Origin of the sequence: Rhizorhabdus dicambivorans, assembly GCF_002355275.1 — a bacterium.
In the GTDB taxonomy this organism is placed as follows: domain Bacteria; phylum Pseudomonadota; class Alphaproteobacteria; order Sphingomonadales; family Sphingomonadaceae; genus Rhizorhabdus; species Rhizorhabdus dicambivorans.
In genome coordinates, this window is record NZ_CP023449.1 from 2,348,696 (window position 1) to 2,368,195 (window position 19,500).

A 19,500-nucleotide genomic window follows, 5' to 3' on the forward strand; every position below is an offset into this window, starting at 1 on the left:
CGCCAAGGGGGGGAGTATATCATGCGTATCGGCGTCTATCCCGGCACTTTCGACCCGATCACCCTGGGGCATATGGATATCATCCGGCGCGGGGCGAAGCTGGTCGACAAGCTCGTCATCGGCGTCACCACCAATGCGTCGAAGTCGCCGATGTTCACCGTCGAGGAGCGGCTTGCGATGGTCCGCCGCGAGACCGCCGATCTGGGCGGGGGCATCGAGGTCGTGGCGTTCGATTCGCTGCTGATGGACTTCGCCGAGAAGATGGGTGCGTCGGTGATCGTGCGCGGTCTGCGCGCCGTCGCCGATTTCGAATATGAATATCAGATGGCGGGGATGAACCAGCAGCTCAACAACCGGGTCGAGACCGTCTTCCTGATGGCCGACGTGGCGCTGCAGCCGATCGCGTCGCGTCTCGTCAAGGAGATCGCGATCTATGGCGGGGCGATCAGCCGCTTCGTTCCGCCGACGGTGGTGCAGGAAGTCGTCGCGCGTGTCGAAAAGATCGGTAAGAAGGGAAGCTGACCCGGTTCAGCCGAGCGCAAGCCGCCCCGCTCTATGGGGCCGTCAGGTGCGTGGGAGAATGGATTTGAAGCGTTCGAAGTTCGTCCTTGCGGCTATGGCCGGCCTGTTCGCCGCCGGCACCGCGCTTGCCCAGATCGCGCCGGCAGACGTACCGCCGCCGCCCGATCCGCAGAATATCCTGAATCTCGACCTGTCGACCGGCGGGCGGGTGAAGGTCCAGCTGCGCCCCGACAAGGCACCCAATTCGGTCGAGCGGATCAAGACGCTGGTGCGCCGTCATTTCTATGATGGGCTCAGCTTTCACCGAGTCATCGAAGGTTTCATGGCCCAGGGCGGCGATCCCAAGGGCACCGGCGAGGGCGGCTCCGACCTGCCCGACCTGAAGGCCGAGTTCAACGATCTGCCGCATGTGCGCGGAACCATGGCGATGGCCCGGGCCGAGGGCCTCGATACGGCCAACAGCCAGTTCTACCTCATGCTCCAGCCCAATCTGACGCTCGACGGGAACTATACCGCGATCGGCCGGGTGATCGCGGGCATGCAATATGTCGATGCCCTGGAGAAGGGCGAGCCGCCGGCCAACCCCTCCAAGATCGTCCGTGCGTCGATAGAGTCGGATGACCAGGGACAGGCTCCGGTTGCCTTTGTGCCGCCTGCCGCGCCCGCCCCCGCGCCCACGGTCGTCGCTGCGCCGACCAAGGAATCGAAGAAGGCCGCCAAGGAGGCTGAGAAGGCCCAGAAGAAGGCGGCGAAGCAGGCGCGCGAGAAGGCCAAGGACGGCGCCACCCCCAATGAGCTTCCCGCGCCGGCTGCGGCGCTTGGCGGCGAGGCGGCGGCTGAGCCAGCGCTCGCGGGCCCCGACACTTCGGCCGCGGTCGAGGCGGTCTCTGGCGGTCCGGCCACCGATGCCGCCGTCCAGAGCCTTGCGAGCGACGAGGCCATCGCCTCTCCCAAATAATGCGCGTCGATCTTTTCGATTTCGATCTGCCGCCCGAGAATATCGCCCTTAGGCCCGTATCCCCGCGCGACAGCGCTAGGATGCTGGTGCTGGAGGGTGCGGAGGGTATTTTCGACCGATCGGTTTCGGACCTGCCGGGTCTGCTGCGCGGTGGCGACTGCCTTGTGTTCAATGACACCCGCGTGATTCCGGCTCAGCTGGAGGGGCGGCGCGGAGAGGCGCGGATCGGCGCCACTCTGCACAAGCGCGAAGGGCTGCGGCAATGGCGCGCCTTCGTGCGCAACGCCAAACGGGTGCGGACCGGCGACCGGATCGATTTCGGCGTGGGCGTGTCGGCGATTGCCGCCGATCGCGGCGAGGACGGATCGATCCTGCTCGATTTTGAGGGGAGTGAGCCGGTCGAACTGCTGCTCGAACGCGCCGGCACCATGCCGCTGCCGCCCTATATCGCCGGCAAGCGCCCCACCGATGAGCGCGACCATGAGGATTACCAGACGATGTTCGCGCGGGAGAAGGGGGCGGTAGCGGCTCCCACCGCCGCGCTCCATTTCACGCCCCGGCTGATCGAGGCGCTCGCCGTCGCCGGTATCGCCACCGAGACTCTCACCCTTCATGTCGGCGCGGGAACCTTCCTGCCGGTGAAGGCCGACGACACCGACGATCACCGCATGCACGCCGAATGGGGCCGGATCGACATGGCCACCGCCGATCGGCTCAACGCGGTGCGGGCGAAGGGCGGCAGGGTCATCGCGGTCGGCACCACCAGCCTGCGGCTGATCGAGAGCGCGGCCGGGGAGGATGGGCTGATCCACCCCTTCGAGGGCGACACCGCGATCTTCATCACCCCCGGCTACCGCTTTCGCGGGATCGACGGGCTGATGACCAACTTCCATCTGCCGAAGTCCACCCTGTTCATGCTGGTGAGCGCGCTGATGGGGCGGGAGCGGATGCAGGCGGCCTATGCGCACGCCATAGGCACGGGATATCGCTTCTACAGCTACGGGGACTCCAGTCTTTTGCTGCCTTGACGGCGGGGGAGGCGGCGGTCGAGTATCGCGCCATGCTCAAAATCCTCATCGCATCCACGGCGCTTTCCGCGTTCGCCGCGCCGCTTTCCGCCCAGACCGTCTCTACCCGCCAGATCGGATCGGCCACGCTTCAGAACGTGCCCGATATTCCGGCCGCCGTCAGCGAGGCGGTGCAGCGCTATCAGAACAGCCGGGCGGCCCAGTTCGAGGATTGGCTGCCCGACGGATCGATGCTGATCGCCACGCGCTTCGGCGCCACCCAGCAGATCCACCATGTCGCGGCGCCGGGCGGCGCGCGCACCCAGATCAGCTTCGGCGCGGAGCCGGTGGCCGAGGCGCGCGTGATCCCCGGCAGCGACCGCTTCGTGCTGACGCGCGACAATGGCGGCGACGAGTGGTTCCAGCTCTATGCGCGCGGCCTCGCGGGGACCGCGGTCCAACTCACCGAGCCCGGCACGCGCAACCAGTCGCCGGTGTTCAGCCGGGACGGCTCGCTGCTGCTATGGGCCAAGGCCGTGAAGGGGTCGGCCGCCTATGACCTGCTGGCCGTGGATCCCAAGGCGGGCGGGGCGCCCCGGACGCTGTACCGGTCGGACGGGGCGATCGGTCCGGCGGACATCTCTGCGGACAAGGCCAGGCTGATCTTCGTGCGCAGCTTTTCCAATACCGAGGACCAGCTGTTCGAGCTGGACGTCGCCACCGGCGAGGCCACCCGCATTGCGCCCAGGGCGAACAAGGCGGTCTATCAGGATCCCCGCTATCTGCCGGGAGGGCGGAGCCTGATCGCGATCTCCGACCGCGACAGCGATACGCGCCAGCTGATCGAGGTCGATATAGCGACCGGCAAGGCGACCGTGCTCACACCCGGCCTGAAATGGGATGTGGAAAGCTACGACCTGACCGATGACGGTCGGGTGCTGGCCTACGCCATCAACGAGGACGGGTTCTCCCGCGTGGTCCTGCAGGATCGCCTGACCCGCCGCGCGCTTCCGCAGCCCGAATTGCCCAAGGGGGTACTGACGGCACTCAAATTCTCAGGCGACGGCAAGCGGCTGGCGGTGGGGCTCACCTCGGCCACCTGGGCGGGCGACGTGTGGAGCTGGGACGTCGAGGGCGCCGCGCTCACCCGCTGGACGACCTCCGAACTGGGCGATCTCGATCCGGCCCGCCTCGCCGAGCCCGAACTGATCCGCTTCCGCTCGTTCGACGGCCTGTCGGTTCCCGCCTTCGTCTATCGCCCCAGGGGTGTCCCGGATGGTGAGAAGACTCCGGTGGTCATTGACATCCACGGCGGGCCGGAGGCGCAGACCCGGCCGATCTGGAACTATGGCGCGCAATATTTCGCCGATGTGCTGAAGGCGACGGTGATCCTGCCCAATGTTCGCGGCAGCGATGGCTATGGCAAGCGCTACCTCAATCTCGACAATGCGGAGAAGCGGGAGGACTCGGTTCGCGACATCGGCGCGCTGCTCGACTGGATCGCCGCGCAACCCGGGCTCGATAAGGATCGGGTCGCCGTCTACGGCCAGTCCTATGGCGGCTATATGAGCCTGGCGGTGATGTCCCATTATTCGGATCGGCTGGTCGGCGGGGTCGAGCGTTACGGCATCAGCAACTGGACCTCCTTCCTCCAGAATACCGAAGCCTATCGCCGCGACAACCGCCGCGCCGAATATGGCGATGAGCGCGACCCCAAGATGGCGAAGATCTTCGAGAAGATATCGCCGATGAACAATGTCGCGCGCATCACCAAGCCGATGCTGGTGATGCAGGGCGCGAACGATCCGCGCGTGCCGCAGTCCGAATCCGAACAGGTCGTGGCGAAGCTGCGCGCCGGTGGCAACGAGGCCTGGTATGTGCTGTTCGCCGATGAAGGCCATGGCTTCCTGAAGAAGCCGAACAACGACCTGCGCCGCGAGGTGGAGACGGTGTTCCTGCGGCGCCTGTTCGACGGCAAATAGCAACCGCCGGCGCGGTGGCCGGAGCGGGTCTGGCGGAGGCTATTTCCGCTCGGCCGCAGTCTCGTCGCGCTTCGCCTTGAACTCGGCGTCGGCGCTCCACTCGGGCCAGGCGCGGCTGTCGGCCAGGGTGCGGCCCGTATTGTAGAGCAGGGTCAGGTCGGGGAGCATGTTCGACAGATCCCAGCCCGCCTCCCATTGGTCGGCCGGCTGGTGATAGCGGTCCTTGGTATAGGCGGCGCCCAGCGCCTTGCCCCGCTCGATGCCACCATTGTCCAGGTCCGTGCCGGGCTTGAACGAGATCGCCGGTACACCCTGCTTGGCCATCGGGAAATGGTCGGAACGGTAGAAGCCGCCGGTCTCGGTCCTGGGATCGGGGACATAGGTGCGACCGAGCTTCGTGCCCTCGGCGACCAGCATGTCGAGCAGGCCGAGCCTGGCGACGCCGGAGATGGTATAGTCCTTCGCCTTACCTTCGGAGAGGATGTTGTCCATGTTGATGACGCCGGCGGTGGTCGCCAGCGGATAGACCGGGTTGGCGCCATAATATTCGGAACCAAGCAGGCCTTTCTCCTCGGCCGTGACCGCTAGGAAGACGATCGAACGGTCGGTACGCGGCTGTTTGGCGAAGGCGCGGCCCAATTCGATCAGTGCGGCGATGCCGGAGGCGTTGTCCTTCGCCCCGTTGTAGATGCGGTCGCCCTTCGCATCGGGCAGGCCGACGCCGAGATGGTCCCAATGCGCCGAATAGATCACCGTTTCGTTCGGGTGTCCCTTGCCGGGCAAACGGCCGAGAACATTATATGAGGTGATCTTCTCCGCCTTCACGGCATAGGAAGCATCGAGCGTGGCGTTGAGCACGACGGGCTTGAAGTCCTTCTTCCGCGCGGCGGCTTTCATTGCCTCGAAGTCCAGGCCGGCGGCCTTGAACAGATCGGCGGCCAGATCACGCTGGATCCAGCCCTCCATCGGCACATGCTCGGCGGCCGGATCGGCGCGGACAATGTCGAACATCGTGTTGGTGTTCGAATTCTTGACCGTCGGCCAGCCATAGGAGGCGGGCGCATATTCGTGGATCACCAGCACGCCGGCCGCGCCCTGGCGTGCGCCTTCCTCATATTTATAGGTCCAGCGGCCATAATAGGTCATCGTCTTGCCGCCGAAATCGCCTTCGCCGCCTTCGAAATCGGGATCGTTGACGAGGACCACCATGATCTTGCCCTTGAGGTCGGCCCCCTTGAAATCGTCCCACCCGCGCTCCGGCGCTTTGACGGCATAGCCGACGAAGACGAGCGGCACGCCCTTCAGGTCGACCCTGTCCTGTCCGTTCGTCGCGGCACGGACGGCGATCTCCTCGCCCTGAGTCAGCGGGCGGGCGCTGCCGCCGATCGTCAGCGACAGGCTGGGCGTGCCGACGATGTCGGACTTGAGCAGCGGCACATCCTGCGTCCATTTGCCGCCGGGGCCGCCCGGCTGGAGGCCGGCGGCCTTCATGCGCTGTTCGATGAAGGCGATCGTCTTCTTCTCGCCGGCGCTGGCCGGTGCGCGGCCCTCAAACTCGTCGGAGGACAGGGTCTTCACGTCCTGGTCGAAACGGGCGATGTCGAAGATCGGGCTCCCGGCCAGCGCGAGCGCGGGGGCGAGCAGGAGCGGGGCGGTCAGGAAAGCGGTGAGCTTGCGCATGGGGATGATTCCGATTGCGAAATGAGTGGCCTGTGAAGGCAATACACCGACGCTAATCGGAAATTCGCGTTCATGTCTAGGCGTCGCCCCGGCGGAGGCCGGGGCCGTCAGAGACTTTTGTCTTAGATCTTGGCGAAAGCCGATTGCGGCCCCGGCCTCCGCCGGGGCGACCGCATCTCTCAGTTGTTTCCGCCGATCAGGTCGCCCAGTCCACCAAGCACCGATCCCTCGCCGCGATTCTGCCCGCCACGGCCGCCCGCCGCCGCCAGCATCCGCCCGGCGAGACGCGAGAAGGGGAGGGACTGGATCCAGACCTTGCCGGGGCCGCGCAGCCGGGCGAAGAACAGGCCTTCTCCGCCGAATATCATGCTCTTCACCCCACCCGCGCCGATCAGGTCGAAATCGACGCTGGGGGTCATCGCGGCGAGGCAGCCGGTGTCGACATGGAGCTCCTCGCCCGCCTTCAGCTCGCGTTCGACCACGGTGCCGCCCATCTGCACGAACACCCAGCCGTCGCCGTCAAGCCTCTGCATGATGAAACCTTCGCCGCCGAACAGGCCGGTCATGATCCGGCGCTGGAAGTGCACGCCGATCGAGACTCCCCGCGCGGCCGCGAGGAAGCTGTCCTTCTGGCAGATCAGCGAACCGCCGACATCGTCCAGCTTGATCGGCAGGATCGCGCCGGGGGTGGGGGAGGCGAAGGCGACGCGGGCCTTGCCTTGGCCGTGATGGGTGAAGACGGTGGTGAACAGGCTTTCGCCCGTGACCAGCCTCTTGCCGGCACCGAGCAGCTTGCCCATGAAGCCGCCATCCGATCCGCCGCTGCCGTCGCCGAACACGGTGGTCATCTCGACGCTGGCGTTCTTCCAAACGAGCGCGCCGGCCTCGGCCACCGCGCTCTCGCCGGGATCGAGCTCGATCTCCAGGAACTGGAGTTCCTGGCCCTTGATCTCGAAATCTATGTCGTCGGCGACGCTCGCGTTGCGCTGGTGATGCTGTTGCTGCTGCCAGGGGCTTTCGAAGGGCATGGGGAGGCTCCGTTATGACAATTCTGGCGACACACGTTCGTCCCGAGCGAAGTCGAGGAACGTCGGCGCGCGTAAACGTGTCTCGACTTCGCTCGACACGAACGGGTGCGGTCTATCGCAATGGGTTGCTACGCCGCAATGTCACCCCAGCACCGCGAGCAGATCCTTGGCATCGACGGCCTGGCCCGGCCCGACCAGCAGTTCGACCACCGTTCCCGCCTTCTTGGCGAAGACCGAGACCTCCATCTTCATCGCCTCCAGCGTCATCAACAGCTGGCCTTCCTCGACCTTCTCGCCGGCGGCGACGTTGATGGTGGAGACCACGCCCGGCATCGGCGCGGCGACATGAGCGTCATTGGCCGGGTCGGCGATCCGGCGGGCGGGGCGCGCCGCCGTCGCGCGGCGGTTGGGCGTGGTGATGATGCGCGGCTGGCCGTTCAGCTCGAAGAACAGGCGGACGCTGCCGTCCTCCTCGGTATCGCCGATCGCCTGGAGGCGGACGACGAGCGCCTTGCCCTGCTCGATCTCGACGCTGATCTCGTCGCCGGGGGCCATGCCGTAGAAATAGACCGGGGTCGGCAGGGTCGCGACCGGGCCATATTGGCGCTGCGCCTCGGCGAAGCCGGTGAACACCTTCGGATACATCAGATAGGAGGCGAACTCATTCTCGCTGAGCGCGCGGCCGCACTGCTCCTCGGCGGTCCTGCGGGTCGCCGCCAGATCGGCGGGCGGCATCAGGCTGGCGGGCCGCTCGGTATAAGGCTTCTCGTCTCCCAGCACCCGCCTGGAAATATCGGCGGGCCAGCCCCCCGGCGGCTGGCCGAGGTCGCCGCGCAGCATCTCCACCACCGAAGCCGGGAAGGCGATGTCGCGGCTGCTGTCGAGCACGTCGGCGGGTTGCAGATCCTGCGCCACCATCATCAGCGCCATGTCGCCGACGACCTTGGAGGAGGGCGTCACCTTGACGATGTCGCCGAACAGCATGTTGGCGTCATGATAGGCGCTCGCCACCTCGTGCCAGCGGCTTTCGAGGCCGAGGCTGCGGGCCTGCTCGCGCAGATTGGTGAACTGGCCGCCTGGCATCTCGTGCAGATAGACCTCGGAAGCTCCTGATTTCAGGTCGCTTTCGAAGGCGGTGTACTGGGTGCGGACGGCTTCCCAGTAGAAGCTGAGTTCCCGGATCACCTTGCCGTCGAGGCCGGAGTCGCGCGGGGTGTTGCGCAACGCCTCGACCACCGAGCCGAGGCAGGGCTGCGAGGTGGTGCCCGACATCGCGTCGATCGCGCCGTCCACCGCGTCGACCCCCGCGTCGAGCGCCGCCAGCAGGGTCGCCGCCGCCGCGCCCGAGGTGTCGTGGGTGTGGAGGTGGATCGGCAGATCGGTCGCATCTTTCAGCGCCTTGACCAGCACCGTCGCGGCCGCCGGCTTGAGCAGTCCGGCCATGTCCTTGATCGCGAGGATATGGCAGCCGGCGGCCTCCAGCTGCTTCGCCAGGTCGACATAATAGGCCAGGCTGTACTTGGCCCGATCGGGATCGAGGATGTCGCCGGTGTAGCAGAGCGCGCCTTCGGCGACCTTGCCGCTCTCGACCACCGCATCGATCGAGACCCGCATATTCTCGACCCAGTTGAGGCAGTCGAAGATGCGGAAGATGTCGATGCCCTGCGCCGCCTGGGCGATGAAGTGCTGCACCACATTGTCGGGATAGTTGGTGTAGCCGACGCCGTTGGCGCCGCGCAGCAGCATCTGGGTCAGCAGGTTTGGCGCCCGCTGGCGGATCGCGGCGAGCCGCTTCCACGGATCCTCCTGCAGGAAGCGCATCGACACGTCGAAGGTCGCGCCGCCCCAGCATTCGAGGCTGAACAGCTGCGGCAGGCCCTTCGCATAGGTCTCGGCGACCGCGACCATATCCTTCGACCGCATACGGGTAGCGAGCAGCGACTGGTGCGCGTCGCGCATCGTCGTGTCGGTGAGCAACGCCTGGGGCTGTGCCTTCATCCAGGCGGCGAGGCCCTTCGCACCCTCCTTCTCCAATATCTGGCGGGTGCCGGGCCGGATCTCGCCGCCGAGCTGGGGCACCTTCGGCGGACGGGCCGAGGCGGGCGGCTTGGCGCGGCCGACCACATCGGGATGGCCGTTGACGGTGACGTCGCCGATATAGCGCAGCAGCCGGGTCGCACGGTCCTGCCGCTGGGCGGGGGCAAGCAGTTCGGGCGTGTCGTCGATGAACTTGGTGGTATATTTGTTCGCGACGAAATCGGGGTGGGTCAGCACATTCTCGACGAAGTTGAGGTTCGTCGCGACGCCCCGGATGCGATATTCGCGGAGCGCGCGGACCATGCGCGAGACCACTTCGGGCGCGGTCGGCGCCCAGGCGGTGATCTTCTCCAGCAGCGGATCATAATGGCGGGTCACCACCGCGCCCGAATAGGCGGTGCCGCCATCGACGCGGATGCCATAGCCGAAGGCACCGCGATAGGCGGTGATCCGGCCATAGTCGGGGATGAAGTTGTTCTCCGGGTCCTCGGTGGTGATGCGGCACTGGAGCGCATGGCCGTTGAGCCGGATCGCTTCCTGCGGCGGCACCCCGGTCTCTTCGGGGACGCCGAGATGGCCGCCCTCGGCGATGCGGATTTGCGCCTTGACGATGTCGATGCCGGTCACCTGCTCGGTAACGGTATGCTCTACCTGGATGCGGGGATTGACCTCGATGAAGTAGAAGGCGCCGGTCGTCTCATCCATCAGGAATTCAACCGTGCCCGCGCCGACATAGCCCGTCACCCGGCCGATCCGGATCGCCGACTCGCACAGCGCCTTGCGGGTTTCCTCGTCCAGATAGGGCGCCGGCGCGCGCTCGATCACCTTCTGGTTGCGGCGCTGGATCGAACAGTCGCGCTCGAACAGGTGGAAGAGATTGCCGTGGCTGTCGCCGAGCAGCTGCACCTCGACATGGCGGGCGCGGCGGATCAGCTTTTCGAGATAGACCTCGTCGCGCCCGAACGCGGCCTTGGCCTCACGCTTGCCGGAACGGACCGACTCGATCAGGCCGGCCTCATTCTCGATCGGCCGCATGCCGCGACCTCCGCCGCCCCAGCTCGCCTTGAGCATCAGCGGATAGCCGACCGCCGCCGCGAGCCGCTTGATCTCCTCCTCGTCCTCGGGAAGCGGCTCGGTGGCGGGAACGACAGGCACCTTCGCCTGTTCGGCGATGTGACGTGCGGAAACCTTGTCGCCCAGCCGCCGCATCGTATCGGGCGAGGGGCCGATGAAGATGATGCCGGCGGCCGCGCAGGCCTCCGCGAAGTCCGGATTCTCGGAGAGGAAGCCATAGCCGGGATGGATCGCGTCGACCTTCGCCTTCACCGCGATGTCGATAATCCGCGCCCAGTCCAGATAGGCCGCGATCGGCCCCGCACCGTCGCCGAGATGATAGGCTTCGTCCGCCTTGAAACGGTGGAGCGACAGCTTGTCCTCCTCCGCATAGATGGCGATCGTGGTGATACCCAGTTCCGTCGCGGCGCGGAACACGCGGATCGCGATCTCCGAACGGTTGGCGACCAGCAGACGGCGAATCGGACGGGCCATGGACATTGCTCCTCTTGCCCCCAAGGGCGAGCGATCAGGCGGTATCGGGATAGTTACGCAACCGAACGGCGCGCTGTTGCATCGCACCACAGCCTTTCGTGCGCAAGCAGGGAAACAAGCTATCGGGCCAGCCCGCCTTGCCTTAGTGCGCCGCAGCGACTAAAGGCGCGCCCATCTTCCCACGAACCACTAAAATGGAGCCGCTCGGCCATGGCGACCGAACGTACTTTCTCGATCATCAAGCCCGACGCGACCCGTCGCAACCTGACGGGCGCGGTCACCGCGAAGCTGGAGGAGGCCGGCCTGCGCGTCGTCGCTTCCAAGCGCATCCACATGACCAAGGAGCAGGCCGAAGGTTTCTACGCGGTCCACAAGGAGCGCCCCTTCTTCGGCGAGCTGGTCAACTTCATGATCTCGGGCCCGGTCGTGGTCCAGGTGCTCGAGGGCGAGAATGCCGTCCTTCGCAACCGTGAAGTGATGGGCGCCACCAATCCTGCCAATGCCGACGAGGGCACCATCCGCAAGACCTTCGCGGAATCGATCGAGGCCAATTCGGTCCATGGCTCGGACAGTCTGGAGAACGCCAAGATCGAGATCGACTATTTCTTCAAGCCCGAAGAGATCGTCGGCTGACATGACGTCCGGCCCCGTCATTCGACGGGCGGGGCCTGACGACGCGTCCGCGCTGGCGATGGTCGGCGCGGCGACCTTCCTTGAAAGCTATGCGCATGTGATCGGCGCTGCCGACATGCTGGCGCATATCGCTGGGAAGAACAGCCCTGAGGCCTATCGCGCCTTTGCGACCGATCCGTCCTGTTCGCTGTGGATCGCCGAACTTCCGGAAACGGCGGCACCCGTCGGCTATGCCCTGCTCACGCCGCCCGATCTGCCGATCGAGATCGATGATCGCGATATCGAGCTGCGGCGCATCTATCTGATGTCCAAATGGCAGGGCAGTGGGCTCGGTCGCCGGCTGATCGAGGCCGCGATCGATCATGCGCGGCGGTTGGGAAAGAAGCGCTTCCTGATCGGCGTCTATTCAGGAAATGAAGGAGTGATCGGCTTCTACCGGCGGATGGGCTGCGGCCAGCTGGGGACGCGGCAGTTCCAGGTAGGCGATGCGGTGTTTGACGATCTTGTGCTGGGAATGGGTCTTTAAATCTTCGTCGCTCCGGCCTTCGCTGGGGTGACCGAGAAATCAGAACGCCATCATCGCCGCGAGCTTGGCCGGCGCCGCCAGCCGCCAGCTTTCCCGCAGGCGGTGCTCCACCGTCTCCCAATCGGTATCGGGCTGGTCGAGCCGGATGCCGACCCAGCCGGAGGGTCCCAGATAGGGCGGCTTGAAATAGATGTCCGGATCGAGATCGATCAGCATCTCCTGCTCCTCGATCCCGCTGGTCTTGACGAGGACGGCGGTGCGGTCGTCGCTGTGGTGGTTGTGCCAGAAATAGGCGAACATCCGCTTGTCGGCGACGCGCCAGCAGGGCGAGCCATGCGACACCTTCTCCTCGACCTGGGGCAGGGCGGCGGCAAGGGCGCCAATGCGGGCATGGACCGCTTTCGGATCGTTCGATGCCATCACCTGCTCCCCTTGTGCCGCGCCTTCCACAGCGCATCGAGCCGCGCACCCGCCATTTCGGCGGGCGAACGCCCGATCAGCGACAGCCCGCGCAGCTTGATCGAGGTGCCGCCGAGGAAGCTGCTGCTGGTGCCATAGCCGATATCGTAGAGGGTCACATCCTCCGCCACCTCACCATCGACGGTGAAGCGAGTGGTGATTGCGACCGGAAGGCGCGCATCGCCACGCGGCTTCTCGGTCTCGCCGGCCGCCTTGCGCGCCGCTTTCAGTCCGTCCTCGAACCAGCGTGCGTCGATGCGAGGATCGGTGCTGTCGACCGGATCGACGCCCAGCGCCTTCGGGAAGGCGATGGTCTGGCCTTGGATCACCTGTTCGCCGGTGGGCTCCAGCGCCAGCCGGTCGCCATCCTTCTCCACCCGGGCGCGCAGCACCAGCGTACGAGCCTTGGCGCTCGCGGAGCGGCTTTCAGCGGATCGGGCCTCCTCGCCCTGCCGGCGCTCGCTATAGTTGTTCCACAGCGTCAGCGCGGAGATCACCAGCGCGGAGACGCCCAGTATCTCGGCAAGGGTGAGCCATCGTAACCTGCGCCGCCGTTCGGCGGCCTCGACGCTTTCGTCAGCCATGGTCCCGGATATAGGCGGCCAGCGCCTCGGGATAAAGGCGGTGCTCCTCGATCAGCACCCGGTCGGCGAGGGTCTCCGCCGTGTCCCCGGGCCGAATCGGAACGCGCGCCTGTGCGATCACTTCGCCGTCGTCCAGCTCGGCGGTGACGAGGTGGACCGAGCATCCCCCCTCGGCATCGCCCGCCGCGATCGCGCGACCATGGGTGTCGAGGCCCTTGTAGAGCGGCAGCAGCGAGGGGTGGATGTTGACCATGCGGCCCGCCCAGCCGGCGACGAAGCCTTCGCTGAGGATGCGCATATACCCCGCGAGCGCAACATAGCGGGCGCCCGCCTTGCGAAGCTCCGCATCGATGATCGCATCGAAATCGGCGCGGGCGAGGCCCTTGTGGCTGTGCGCGAAAGTGGCGATGCCGGCATCGCGCGCGAAAGCGAGGCCCGGGGCGTCGGGATTGTTCGAGGCGACGAGTACAACCTCATAGGGGCAGTCCGCGGCGCGCGCGGCCTCTAGCAGCGAGGCCATGTTGCTGCCGCGACCCGAGATCAGGATGGCGAGGGGGGCTTTCTGTTTCATCCGTCGCTCCGGCGGAGGCCGGAGCCGCCACTGGCTTGGGGCGGCCCTGCGCTTCGATCTCTTGCGGCCCCGGCCTCCGCTGGGGCGACGGGGGAGAAGTGCCTCACCCCAGATGAGTCGCCGACCATGCCGCCCGCGCGCTCCAGGTCTCGTCGCTACCCTTGACGGTGCAGCCCTTGTCGCCGGCCTCGATGCGGCCGACGGTCAGCACCGTCTCGCCCGCCTCGGTCAGCGCGGCCGTCACTGCCGCGACGTCGGATTCGGCGACGACCACCGCCATGCCGACACCGCAATTGAAGGTGCGCGCCATCTCCTCGGGCTCGATATGACCCTGTGCCTGGAGGAAGGCCATCAGCCTGGGCTGTTCCCAGCCATCGGCGTCGACATGGGCGTGCAGGCCATCGCGCAGGACACGCGGGATATTCTCCAGCAGGCCGCCGCCGGTGATGTGCGCCATCGCCTTGATCTGGCCGGCGCGGACCAGCGGGTGCAGCGGTTTCACATAGATGCGGGTCGGCTCCATCAGCGCGTCGATCAGCAGGCGCTCCTGATCGAACAGGGCGGGGCGATCGAGCTTCCAGCCCTTGTCGGCGGCGAGACGGCGGACCAGCGAATAGCCGTTGGAATGGACACCCGAGGAGGCAAGGCCGAGGATCACGTCCCCCGCGGCGAGGCGATCGCCGGTCAATTGCTCGCCGCGCTCGACCGCGCCGACGCAGAAGCCCGCCAGATCATAGTCGCCATCGGCATACATGCCCGGCATTTCGGCGGTCTCGCCGCCGATCAGCGCGCAGCCTGCCTGCCTGCAGCCATTGGCGATCCCGGCGATGACCCGCTCGGCAACGCCGTTGTCGAGCCGCCCCGTCGCGAAATAGTCGAGGAAGAACAGCGGCTCGGCGCCTTGGACGATCAGGTCATTCGCGCACATCGCGACGAGGTCGATGCCGACGCCATCATGACGGCCGCTGTCGATGGCGAGCTTGAGCTTCGTCCCGACGCCGTCATTGGCCGCGACCAGCAGCGGATCCTTGTATCCCGCCGCCTTCGGGTCAAAGAAGCCCCCGAAGCCACCGAGATCGGCGTCCGCACCCGGCCGGCGGGTCGACTTGGCGAGCGGGCCGATCGCCCTGACGAGCGCATTGCCCGCCGCGATCGAGACGCCCGCCTGGGCATAGGTATAGCTCTGCTGGTCTTCGCTGCTGCTCATGTTGGGAGGCCCTAGACATATCGGACTTGGATTTCCACGGCCAAGTCGCCAAAAGGCGGATCGTGACCTTAACCGACCGACTTTTCCGCCCTGCGCCGCTTTCGATCCTGTGCGTCGTCCTGTTCGCCGCCGGGATCGCCGTCGCCCAGCTGGAGCGGCCGGATGATCGCGGCGTGCCGCCGATCGACGGCTCCGGCAGCTATGAGGTCAACGGCGTCCATGTCGATGTCGCCGCACGCAACGCCGATCAGGCGCGCAGCGGCGGCTGGCGCGAGGCGCAGCGCAAAGGCTGGAAGATGCTTTGGGCGCGGGTCAACGGAAAGCCGGTCGAGAATGCGCCGGGCCTGCCCGATTCGACGCTCGATTCGATCAGCGGCGGTATCGTCGTGGAAAAAGAGCAGATCGGCCCGCGCCGTTATATCGCGACGCTGGGCGTGCTGTTCGATCGTGCCCGGGCGGGAGAGCTGCTGGGCGTCAAGGGCGCGATGCGGCGGTCCGCACCGATGCTGGTGATACCAGTCGAATGGAGCGGCGGAACGCCGATCAGCTTCGAGCGGCGTACCGAATGGCAGAAGGCCTGGGCGCGCTTCCGCGCCGGCAACAGCCCGATCGACTATGTCCGTGTCTCGGGCACCGGGCCCGATCCCGTGCTGCTCAACGCTGCGCAGACGCGGCGGCCCGGCCGTGGCTGGTGGCGGATGCTGCTCGATCAATATGGCGCCGCCGATATCGTCGTTCCGGAGGTCACGCTGTTCAGGCAATGGCCGGGCGGACCGGTGATCGGCCGGTTCGTCGCCCGACGGGGGCCGGACGGGGCGGTGGTCGACAGCTTCACCCTCACCGCCGACAATGGCGATGCGCTGCCGGCGATGCTGGATCGCGGCATCGACCGGATCGACCGTGCCTATACCCGCGCGCTGCAGGAGGGCGCCTTCCGTCCCGATCCGTCGCTGGTCATCGAGACGCCCGTGGCCGAAGTGCCGATCGACGACGTGCTTGCCGAGATCGCGAGTGCGGCGACCGCGAATATCACGGTGCAGGCCGAGACGCCCGATGCCGGTGCCCTGCGAGGGACGGAGGGGGCACTGCGGGGCATGACCGGCGTAACGAGCGTGCAGACCGGTAGCCTCGCCCTGGGAGGGGTCTCGATTTTCCGGGTCAGCTTCTCGGGCCCGCCGGCCGCCTTCCGCGAGGCGCTGGTGGCGCGGGGCTGGCAGGTCGAGGATGTCGGGGGCGGGGGCCTGCGCATCCGGCGTGGCGGGGCGCCCACCGCCCCATGACGGATCAGATCGCGCTGCCCTTCGCCTGGCCCGCCGACGAGGACGAACGCGACTTCATCATTAGCGATGCGAACCAGGCGGCGGTGCGCCATCTGGAACATTGGTCGCTTTGGCCCGTGATGGCAACGGTGCTGACCGGCCCGCGCAAGTCGGGACGCAGCCTGCTCGGCCGGATTTTCGCGAACAAGACCGGCGGCTGTTTCATCGACGACGCCGAGGAACAGGATGAGGAGCGCCTGTTCCACGCCTGGAACGCCGCCCAGGCCGATCACAAGCCGTTGCTGCTGGCGGCCGACCTGCCGCCCGCGCGGTGGCGGATCAAGCTGCCCGATCTGCGCTCGCGGTTGCTCGCTACCCCGGTCGTCGAGATCGAGAAGCCGGACGACATATTGGCGCTGCGGCTGATCGAGAAGCTGATCCAGGCGCGCGGCCTGATCGCCCGGCCCGAGGTGGTACGCTATGTCCAGGTCCGCATCGAGCGCAGCTATATCGCGATCGGGCGGATCGTCGACGCGCTGGACGAGGCCGCGCTGGCGCGGCGTCGGCCGATCACCCTGGCCGTCGCGCGCGAGGCCCTTGCGACGATGGGTGTCACGGAGGATACATATAGGCTGCTATAGTAGGCGGTCATGGAACATATCGAGCAGACGCAGCATGATGAGGAACTGGTCGGAGCGATCGAGCCCGCCGACCCGATCGGTCCGCGCGAACGCTATTTCAACCGTGAACTGAGCTGGCTTGCCTTCAACCAGCGGGTGCTGGAGGAGGCGTCGAACCCGGCGCATCCGCTGCTCGAACGGCTCCGCTTCCTGTCGATATCGGGCAGCAACCTCGATGAATTCTTCATGGTCCGCTTCGCGGGGCTCAAGGCGCAACAGATCGAGGGCGTCGAATCCATCTCGCCCGACGGGCTGACCCTGTATCAGCAGATCGAGGGCGCCAGCGCCCGCGCCGACCAGCTGATGACCGACCAGCAGCGCGTCTGGGATCGGCTGCGCGAGGACCTGGCCGCCGCCGGCCTCGTCGTGCTGGAGGAGGGCGAGATCGCGGGCAATGATGCCGAGTGGCTCGAAAGCTATTTCCGCGATCATATCTTCCCGGTGCTGACACCACAGGCGCTCGATCCCGCCCATCCCCTCCCGTTCATCCCGAACAAGGGCTTCAGCCTGCTGTTCGACCTTACCCGGCTGTCGGACAACGAGCAGATCTTCGAGCTGCTGATGGTGCCCGCGACCCTGCCGCGCTTCATACGCCTGCCGGGCGGGGGTGCCCGCTACGTCGCGATCGAGACGATGGTGCGCCGCTTCACCAGCGTGCTGTTCCCCGGTTATGAGGTGCGCGGCCATGGCGGCCTGCGCATCATCCGCGACAGCGATATCGAGGTGGAGGAAGAGGCCGAGGACCTCGTCCTCTACCTGAGCAGCGCGATCAAGCGGCGGCGGCGCGGCCGGGTGATCCGGATCGAACTGGAAGGCGGCATGTCCGCCTCGCTGGAGCGGCTGTGGAAGGACCAGATCGGCGGCGCGGATAACTTCGTCACCGAGTCGGGCAGCTTTCTCGGCATCGGCGACCTGGCCCAGCTGGTCGAGGAGGACCGGCCGGACCTCAAATTTCCAGCGTTCAGCCCGCGCTTTCCCGAGCGTGTGCGCGAGCATGGCGGCGACTGCTTCGCCGCGATCCGCGCCAAGGACATCGTCGTTCATCACCCCTATGAGACGTTCGACGTGGTGCTGGCCTTCCTGCGCCAGGCCGCGCAGGATCCCGACGTCGTCGCGATCAAGCAGACGCTCTATCGCGCCGGCAAGCAGTCGGCGGTGATCCGCGCGCTCGTCGACGCCGCCGAGGCCGGCAAGTCGGTGACCGCCGTGGTGGAGATCAAGGCGCGCTTCGACGAGGAGCAGAATCTGATGTGGGCCTCGCAGCTCGAACGCGCGGGCGTCCAGGTGGTCTATGGCTTCATCGACTGGAAGACCCACGCCAAGGTTTCGATGGTGGTACGCCGCGAGGGCGACGGGCACCGAACCTATCTGCATTTCGGCACGGGCAATTATCACCCCATCACCGCGCGCATCTATACCGATCTCAGCTTCTTTACCGCCGATCCCCGACTGGGGCGCGATGTGGCGCAGTTGTTCAACTACATCACCGGCTATGTCGAGCCGGTCGAGCTGGATCAGCTGACCATCTCGCCGCTCGGCCTGCGTGAGGAGCTCAGCCGGCTGATCGACGCCGAAATCGACCATGCCCGCGCCGGGCGCGACGCGGCGATCTGGGTGAAGATGAACTCGCTGGTCGATCCGGCGATCATCGAGAAGCTCTATCGCGCCAGCGCGGCCGGTGTGCAGATCGACATGATCATCCGGGGCATATGCTGCCTGCGTCCCGGCGTGCCGGGCTTGTCCGAGAATATCCGGGTGAAGTCGGTGGTCGGTCGCTTCCTGGAGCATAGCCGGATCATCTGCTTCGGTAACGGCGCGGCCCTGCCCAACCGCAAGGCCAGGGTGCTGATCAGCTCGGCCGATTGGATGCCGCGCAATTTCGACCGGCGCGTCGAATTCCTGCTGCCGATCGAGAACCCGACCGTTCACGCCCAGATCCTCGACCAGGTGATGGTCGCCAACCTTATCGACGACGAGCAGAGCTGGCGGCTGTTGCCGGACGGGCGCTACGAGCGGATAACGCCTGGAAAACGTCCGTTCAACCTGCACCGCTATTTCATGACCAACCCGTCATTGTCGGGTCGCGGCGCGGCGCTGCGTCAGTCGGGGCAGGTGCCGAAACTGTCGCTCAGGCGGGGTTAGCCTCGGCGCCGTCCGTCATGCTGAACCAGCTCGGTGTGACGGGGAGGGGGGCTGCGGCAGCCATCGCGCCGCGATACCTACCGTCAGCAATGCGAGCCCATATCCCGCGAGCACGTCGCTTGGCCAATGCACGCCGAGCGCGATGCGGCTCCAGCCGATGGCGGCTGCCATCGCCAGCGCGAAAGGCAGTGACCAGGGGCGAAGGCGCGGGAAGACGATTGCCAGTGCCAGCCATGTCAGCAGCGTTCCCGCCGCGTGCGAGCTGGGAAAGCTGTGGGAGCTGACTTCGGCGAGGCGGCCGACGAGGGGCGGACGGGGGCGGACAAGAATCTCCTTCATCGCCTCCACCGCCAGCCGGCCGCTGCCGATCGTTGCGAACAGCCATAGCGCCTCGGCGTGCCGGCGCTGCGCCAGCAGCCAGGCGACGATGACGAGCGCAAGCGGGCCCAGCACCGCGAAGCCCCCGAGGGCGGTCAAGCCCCGGATGGCCGCCACGCCTCGCGCCCGCGCATCGAGCCGCAACCGTTCGAACAGGGTCAGGTCTGTTGCGGGTCCGCCGTGCCAGAGCAGTAAACCGGCGAGCAGCAGGACGAGACCGGCGATGACGAGGGACGTCGAGAGGCGCATGCCGCTTCGTGCCACGGCCATGCCGGCCGGCGCAACAAGCGCGCATCTAC

15 protein-coding genes and 2 pseudogenes are annotated in these 19,500 nt (G+C 66.7%); 9 read left to right on the plus strand and 8 right to left on the minus strand.

Annotated features, from left to right (window positions below):
* The first annotated feature begins 21 nt into the window (after positions 1 to 21).
* The 4 genes and pseudogenes from coaD to CMV14_RS11145 all read left to right on the plus strand — a co-directional run bounded on the left by coaD (position 22) and on the right by CMV14_RS11145 (position 4,469).
* A complete protein-coding gene (gene coaD, locus CMV14_RS11130; protein ID WP_066959296.1) occupies positions 22 to 522 on the plus strand; it encodes a pantetheine-phosphate adenylyltransferase in 501 nt (166 codons plus the stop codon).
* 94 nt (positions 523 to 616) lie between these two features.
* Positions 617 to 1,142: pseudogene (locus tag CMV14_RS11135) on the plus strand (peptidylprolyl isomerase); the annotation flags it as partial.
* A 337-nt stretch (positions 1,143 to 1,479) separates the two neighbouring features.
* Positions 1,480 to 2,508: a tRNA preQ1(34) S-adenosylmethionine ribosyltransferase-isomerase QueA gene (gene queA / locus CMV14_RS11140; protein ID WP_066958969.1), complete on the plus strand. Its 1,029-nt coding sequence runs from the start codon at positions 1,480 to 1,482 to the stop codon at positions 2,506 to 2,508.
* A 32-nt stretch (positions 2,509 to 2,540) separates the two neighbouring features.
* On the plus strand, positions 2,541 to 4,469 hold the full coding sequence (locus tag CMV14_RS11145; protein ID WP_066959303.1) for a S9 family peptidase: 1,929 nt from the start codon (positions 2,541 to 2,543) through the stop codon (positions 4,467 to 4,469).
* Between the two features lie 39 nt (positions 4,470 to 4,508).
* Here the strand turns inward: CMV14_RS11145 and CMV14_RS11150 are convergent, their stop codons facing one another.
* The 3 genes from CMV14_RS11150 to CMV14_RS11160 all read right to left on the minus strand — a co-directional run bounded on the left by CMV14_RS11150 (position 4,509) and on the right by CMV14_RS11160 (position 10,762).
* Positions 4,509 to 6,149, minus strand: a complete 1,641-nt coding sequence (locus tag CMV14_RS11150; protein ID WP_066958970.1) for a M28 family metallopeptidase — start codon at positions 6,147 to 6,149, stop codon at positions 4,509 to 4,511.
* A gap of 179 nt (positions 6,150 to 6,328) precedes the next feature.
* Entirely contained in the window at positions 6,329 to 7,177 is an 849-nt protein-coding gene (locus tag CMV14_RS11155) for a TIGR00266 family protein (RefSeq protein WP_066958971.1), read from the minus strand.
* A 141-nt stretch (positions 7,178 to 7,318) separates the two neighbouring features.
* The gene (locus tag CMV14_RS11160; RefSeq protein ID WP_066958972.1) at positions 7,319 to 10,762 is read right to left on the minus strand and encodes a pyruvate carboxylase; all 3,444 of its coding nucleotides are present in this window, start codon (positions 10,760 to 10,762) and stop codon (positions 7,319 to 7,321) included.
* Between the two features lie 210 nt (positions 10,763 to 10,972).
* Here CMV14_RS11160 and ndk point away from each other — a divergent pair, with 210 nt between their 5' ends.
* Positions 10,973 to 11,395 (plus strand): nucleoside-diphosphate kinase, encoded by a 423-nt coding sequence (ndk, locus tag CMV14_RS11165; RefSeq protein WP_066958973.1) that lies wholly within the window; start codon positions 10,973 to 10,975, stop codon positions 11,393 to 11,395.
* Between the two features lies 1 nt (position 11,396).
* Positions 11,397 to 11,921 carry a GNAT family N-acetyltransferase gene (locus CMV14_RS11170; RefSeq protein ID WP_066958974.1) on the plus strand — a complete coding sequence of 175 codons (525 nt, stop codon included), beginning with the start codon at positions 11,397 to 11,399 and terminating at the stop codon, positions 11,919 to 11,921.
* Between the two features lie 39 nt (positions 11,922 to 11,960).
* Here the strand turns inward: CMV14_RS11170 and CMV14_RS11175 are convergent, their stop codons facing one another.
* From CMV14_RS11175 to purM, 4 genes and pseudogenes are all read right to left on the minus strand, one after another.
* A complete protein-coding gene (locus CMV14_RS11175) occupies positions 11,961 to 12,341 on the minus strand; it encodes an MmcQ/YjbR family DNA-binding protein (RefSeq protein WP_066958975.1) in 381 nt (126 codons plus the stop codon).
* Positions 12,341 to 12,964: a hypothetical protein gene (locus CMV14_RS11180; protein ID WP_066958976.1), complete on the minus strand. Its 624-nt coding sequence runs from the start codon at positions 12,962 to 12,964 to the stop codon at positions 12,341 to 12,343. Before CMV14_RS11180 ends, CMV14_RS11175 begins: the two co-directional genes overlap by 1 nt.
* Before the next feature lie 7 nt (positions 12,965 to 12,971).
* Positions 12,972 to 13,535, minus strand: a pseudogene (purN, locus tag CMV14_RS11185) (phosphoribosylglycinamide formyltransferase); the annotation flags it as partial.
* Positions 13,536 to 13,638: 103 nt separating this feature from the next.
* Entirely contained in the window at positions 13,639 to 14,742 is a 1,104-nt protein-coding gene (gene purM / locus CMV14_RS11190; protein WP_066958978.1) for a phosphoribosylformylglycinamidine cyclo-ligase, read from the minus strand.
* A gap of 62 nt (positions 14,743 to 14,804) precedes the next feature.
* Between purM and CMV14_RS11195 the strand changes: the two genes are divergently transcribed.
* From CMV14_RS11195 to CMV14_RS11205, 3 genes are read left to right on the plus strand one after another with little or no spacing between them, the layout of a single operon-like run.
* Positions 14,805 to 16,022 (plus strand): hypothetical protein, encoded by a 1,218-nt coding sequence (locus CMV14_RS11195; RefSeq protein ID WP_066959305.1) that lies wholly within the window; start codon positions 14,805 to 14,807, stop codon positions 16,020 to 16,022.
* A complete protein-coding gene (locus CMV14_RS11200) occupies positions 16,019 to 16,642 on the plus strand; it encodes an HdaA/DnaA family protein (protein WP_066958979.1) in 624 nt (207 codons plus the stop codon). The genes CMV14_RS11195 and CMV14_RS11200 overlap by 4 nt, the downstream gene beginning before the upstream one ends.
* Before the next feature lie 9 nt (positions 16,643 to 16,651).
* On the plus strand, positions 16,652 to 18,823 hold the full coding sequence (locus tag CMV14_RS11205) for an RNA degradosome polyphosphate kinase (RefSeq protein ID WP_066958980.1): 2,172 nt from the start codon (positions 16,652 to 16,654) through the stop codon (positions 18,821 to 18,823).
* A gap of 15 nt (positions 18,824 to 18,838) precedes the next feature.
* On the opposite strand, the gene CMV14_RS11210 is transcribed toward CMV14_RS11205, so the two are convergent.
* On the minus strand, positions 18,839 to 19,471 hold the full coding sequence (locus CMV14_RS11210; protein WP_066958981.1) for a phosphatase PAP2 family protein: 633 nt from the start codon (positions 19,469 to 19,471) through the stop codon (positions 18,839 to 18,841).
* Positions 19,472 to 19,500: the final 29 nt, after the last annotated feature.

Coding starts and splice junctions, on each gene's coding strand:
- coaD (WP_066959296.1), top strand. CDS start 22: ATGCGTATCGGCGTCTATCCCGGCACTTTCGACCCGATCACCCTGGGG.
- queA (WP_066958969.1), top strand. CDS start 1,480: ATGCGCGTCGATCTTTTCGATTTCGATCTGCCGCCCGAGAATATCGCC.
- CMV14_RS11145 (WP_066959303.1), top strand. CDS start 2,541: ATGCTCAAAATCCTCATCGCATCCACGGCGCTTTCCGCGTTCGCCGCG.
- CMV14_RS11150 (WP_066958970.1), bottom strand. CDS start 6,149: ATGCGCAAGCTCACCGCTTTCCTGACCGCCCCGCTCCTGCTCGCCCCC.
- CMV14_RS11155 (WP_066958971.1), bottom strand. CDS start 7,177: ATGCCCTTCGAAAGCCCCTGGCAGCAGCAACAGCATCACCAGCGCAAC.
- CMV14_RS11160 (WP_066958972.1), bottom strand. CDS start 10,762: ATGGCCCGTCCGATTCGCCGTCTGCTGGTCGCCAACCGTTCGGAGATC.
- ndk (WP_066958973.1), top strand. CDS start 10,973: ATGGCGACCGAACGTACTTTCTCGATCATCAAGCCCGACGCGACCCGT.
- CMV14_RS11170 (WP_066958974.1), top strand. CDS start 11,397: ATGACGTCCGGCCCCGTCATTCGACGGGCGGGGCCTGACGACGCGTCC.
- CMV14_RS11175 (WP_066958975.1), bottom strand. CDS start 12,341: ATGGCATCGAACGATCCGAAAGCGGTCCATGCCCGCATTGGCGCCCTT.
- CMV14_RS11180 (WP_066958976.1), bottom strand. CDS start 12,964: ATGGCTGACGAAAGCGTCGAGGCCGCCGAACGGCGGCGCAGGTTACGA.
- purM (WP_066958978.1), bottom strand. CDS start 14,742: ATGAGCAGCAGCGAAGACCAGCAGAGCTATACCTATGCCCAGGCGGGC.
- CMV14_RS11200 (WP_066958979.1), top strand. CDS start 16,019: ATGACGGATCAGATCGCGCTGCCCTTCGCCTGGCCCGCCGACGAGGAC.
- CMV14_RS11205 (WP_066958980.1), top strand. CDS start 16,652: ATGGAACATATCGAGCAGACGCAGCATGATGAGGAACTGGTCGGAGCG.
- CMV14_RS11210 (WP_066958981.1), bottom strand. CDS start 19,471: ATGGCCGTGGCACGAAGCGGCATGCGCCTCTCGACGTCCCTCGTCATC.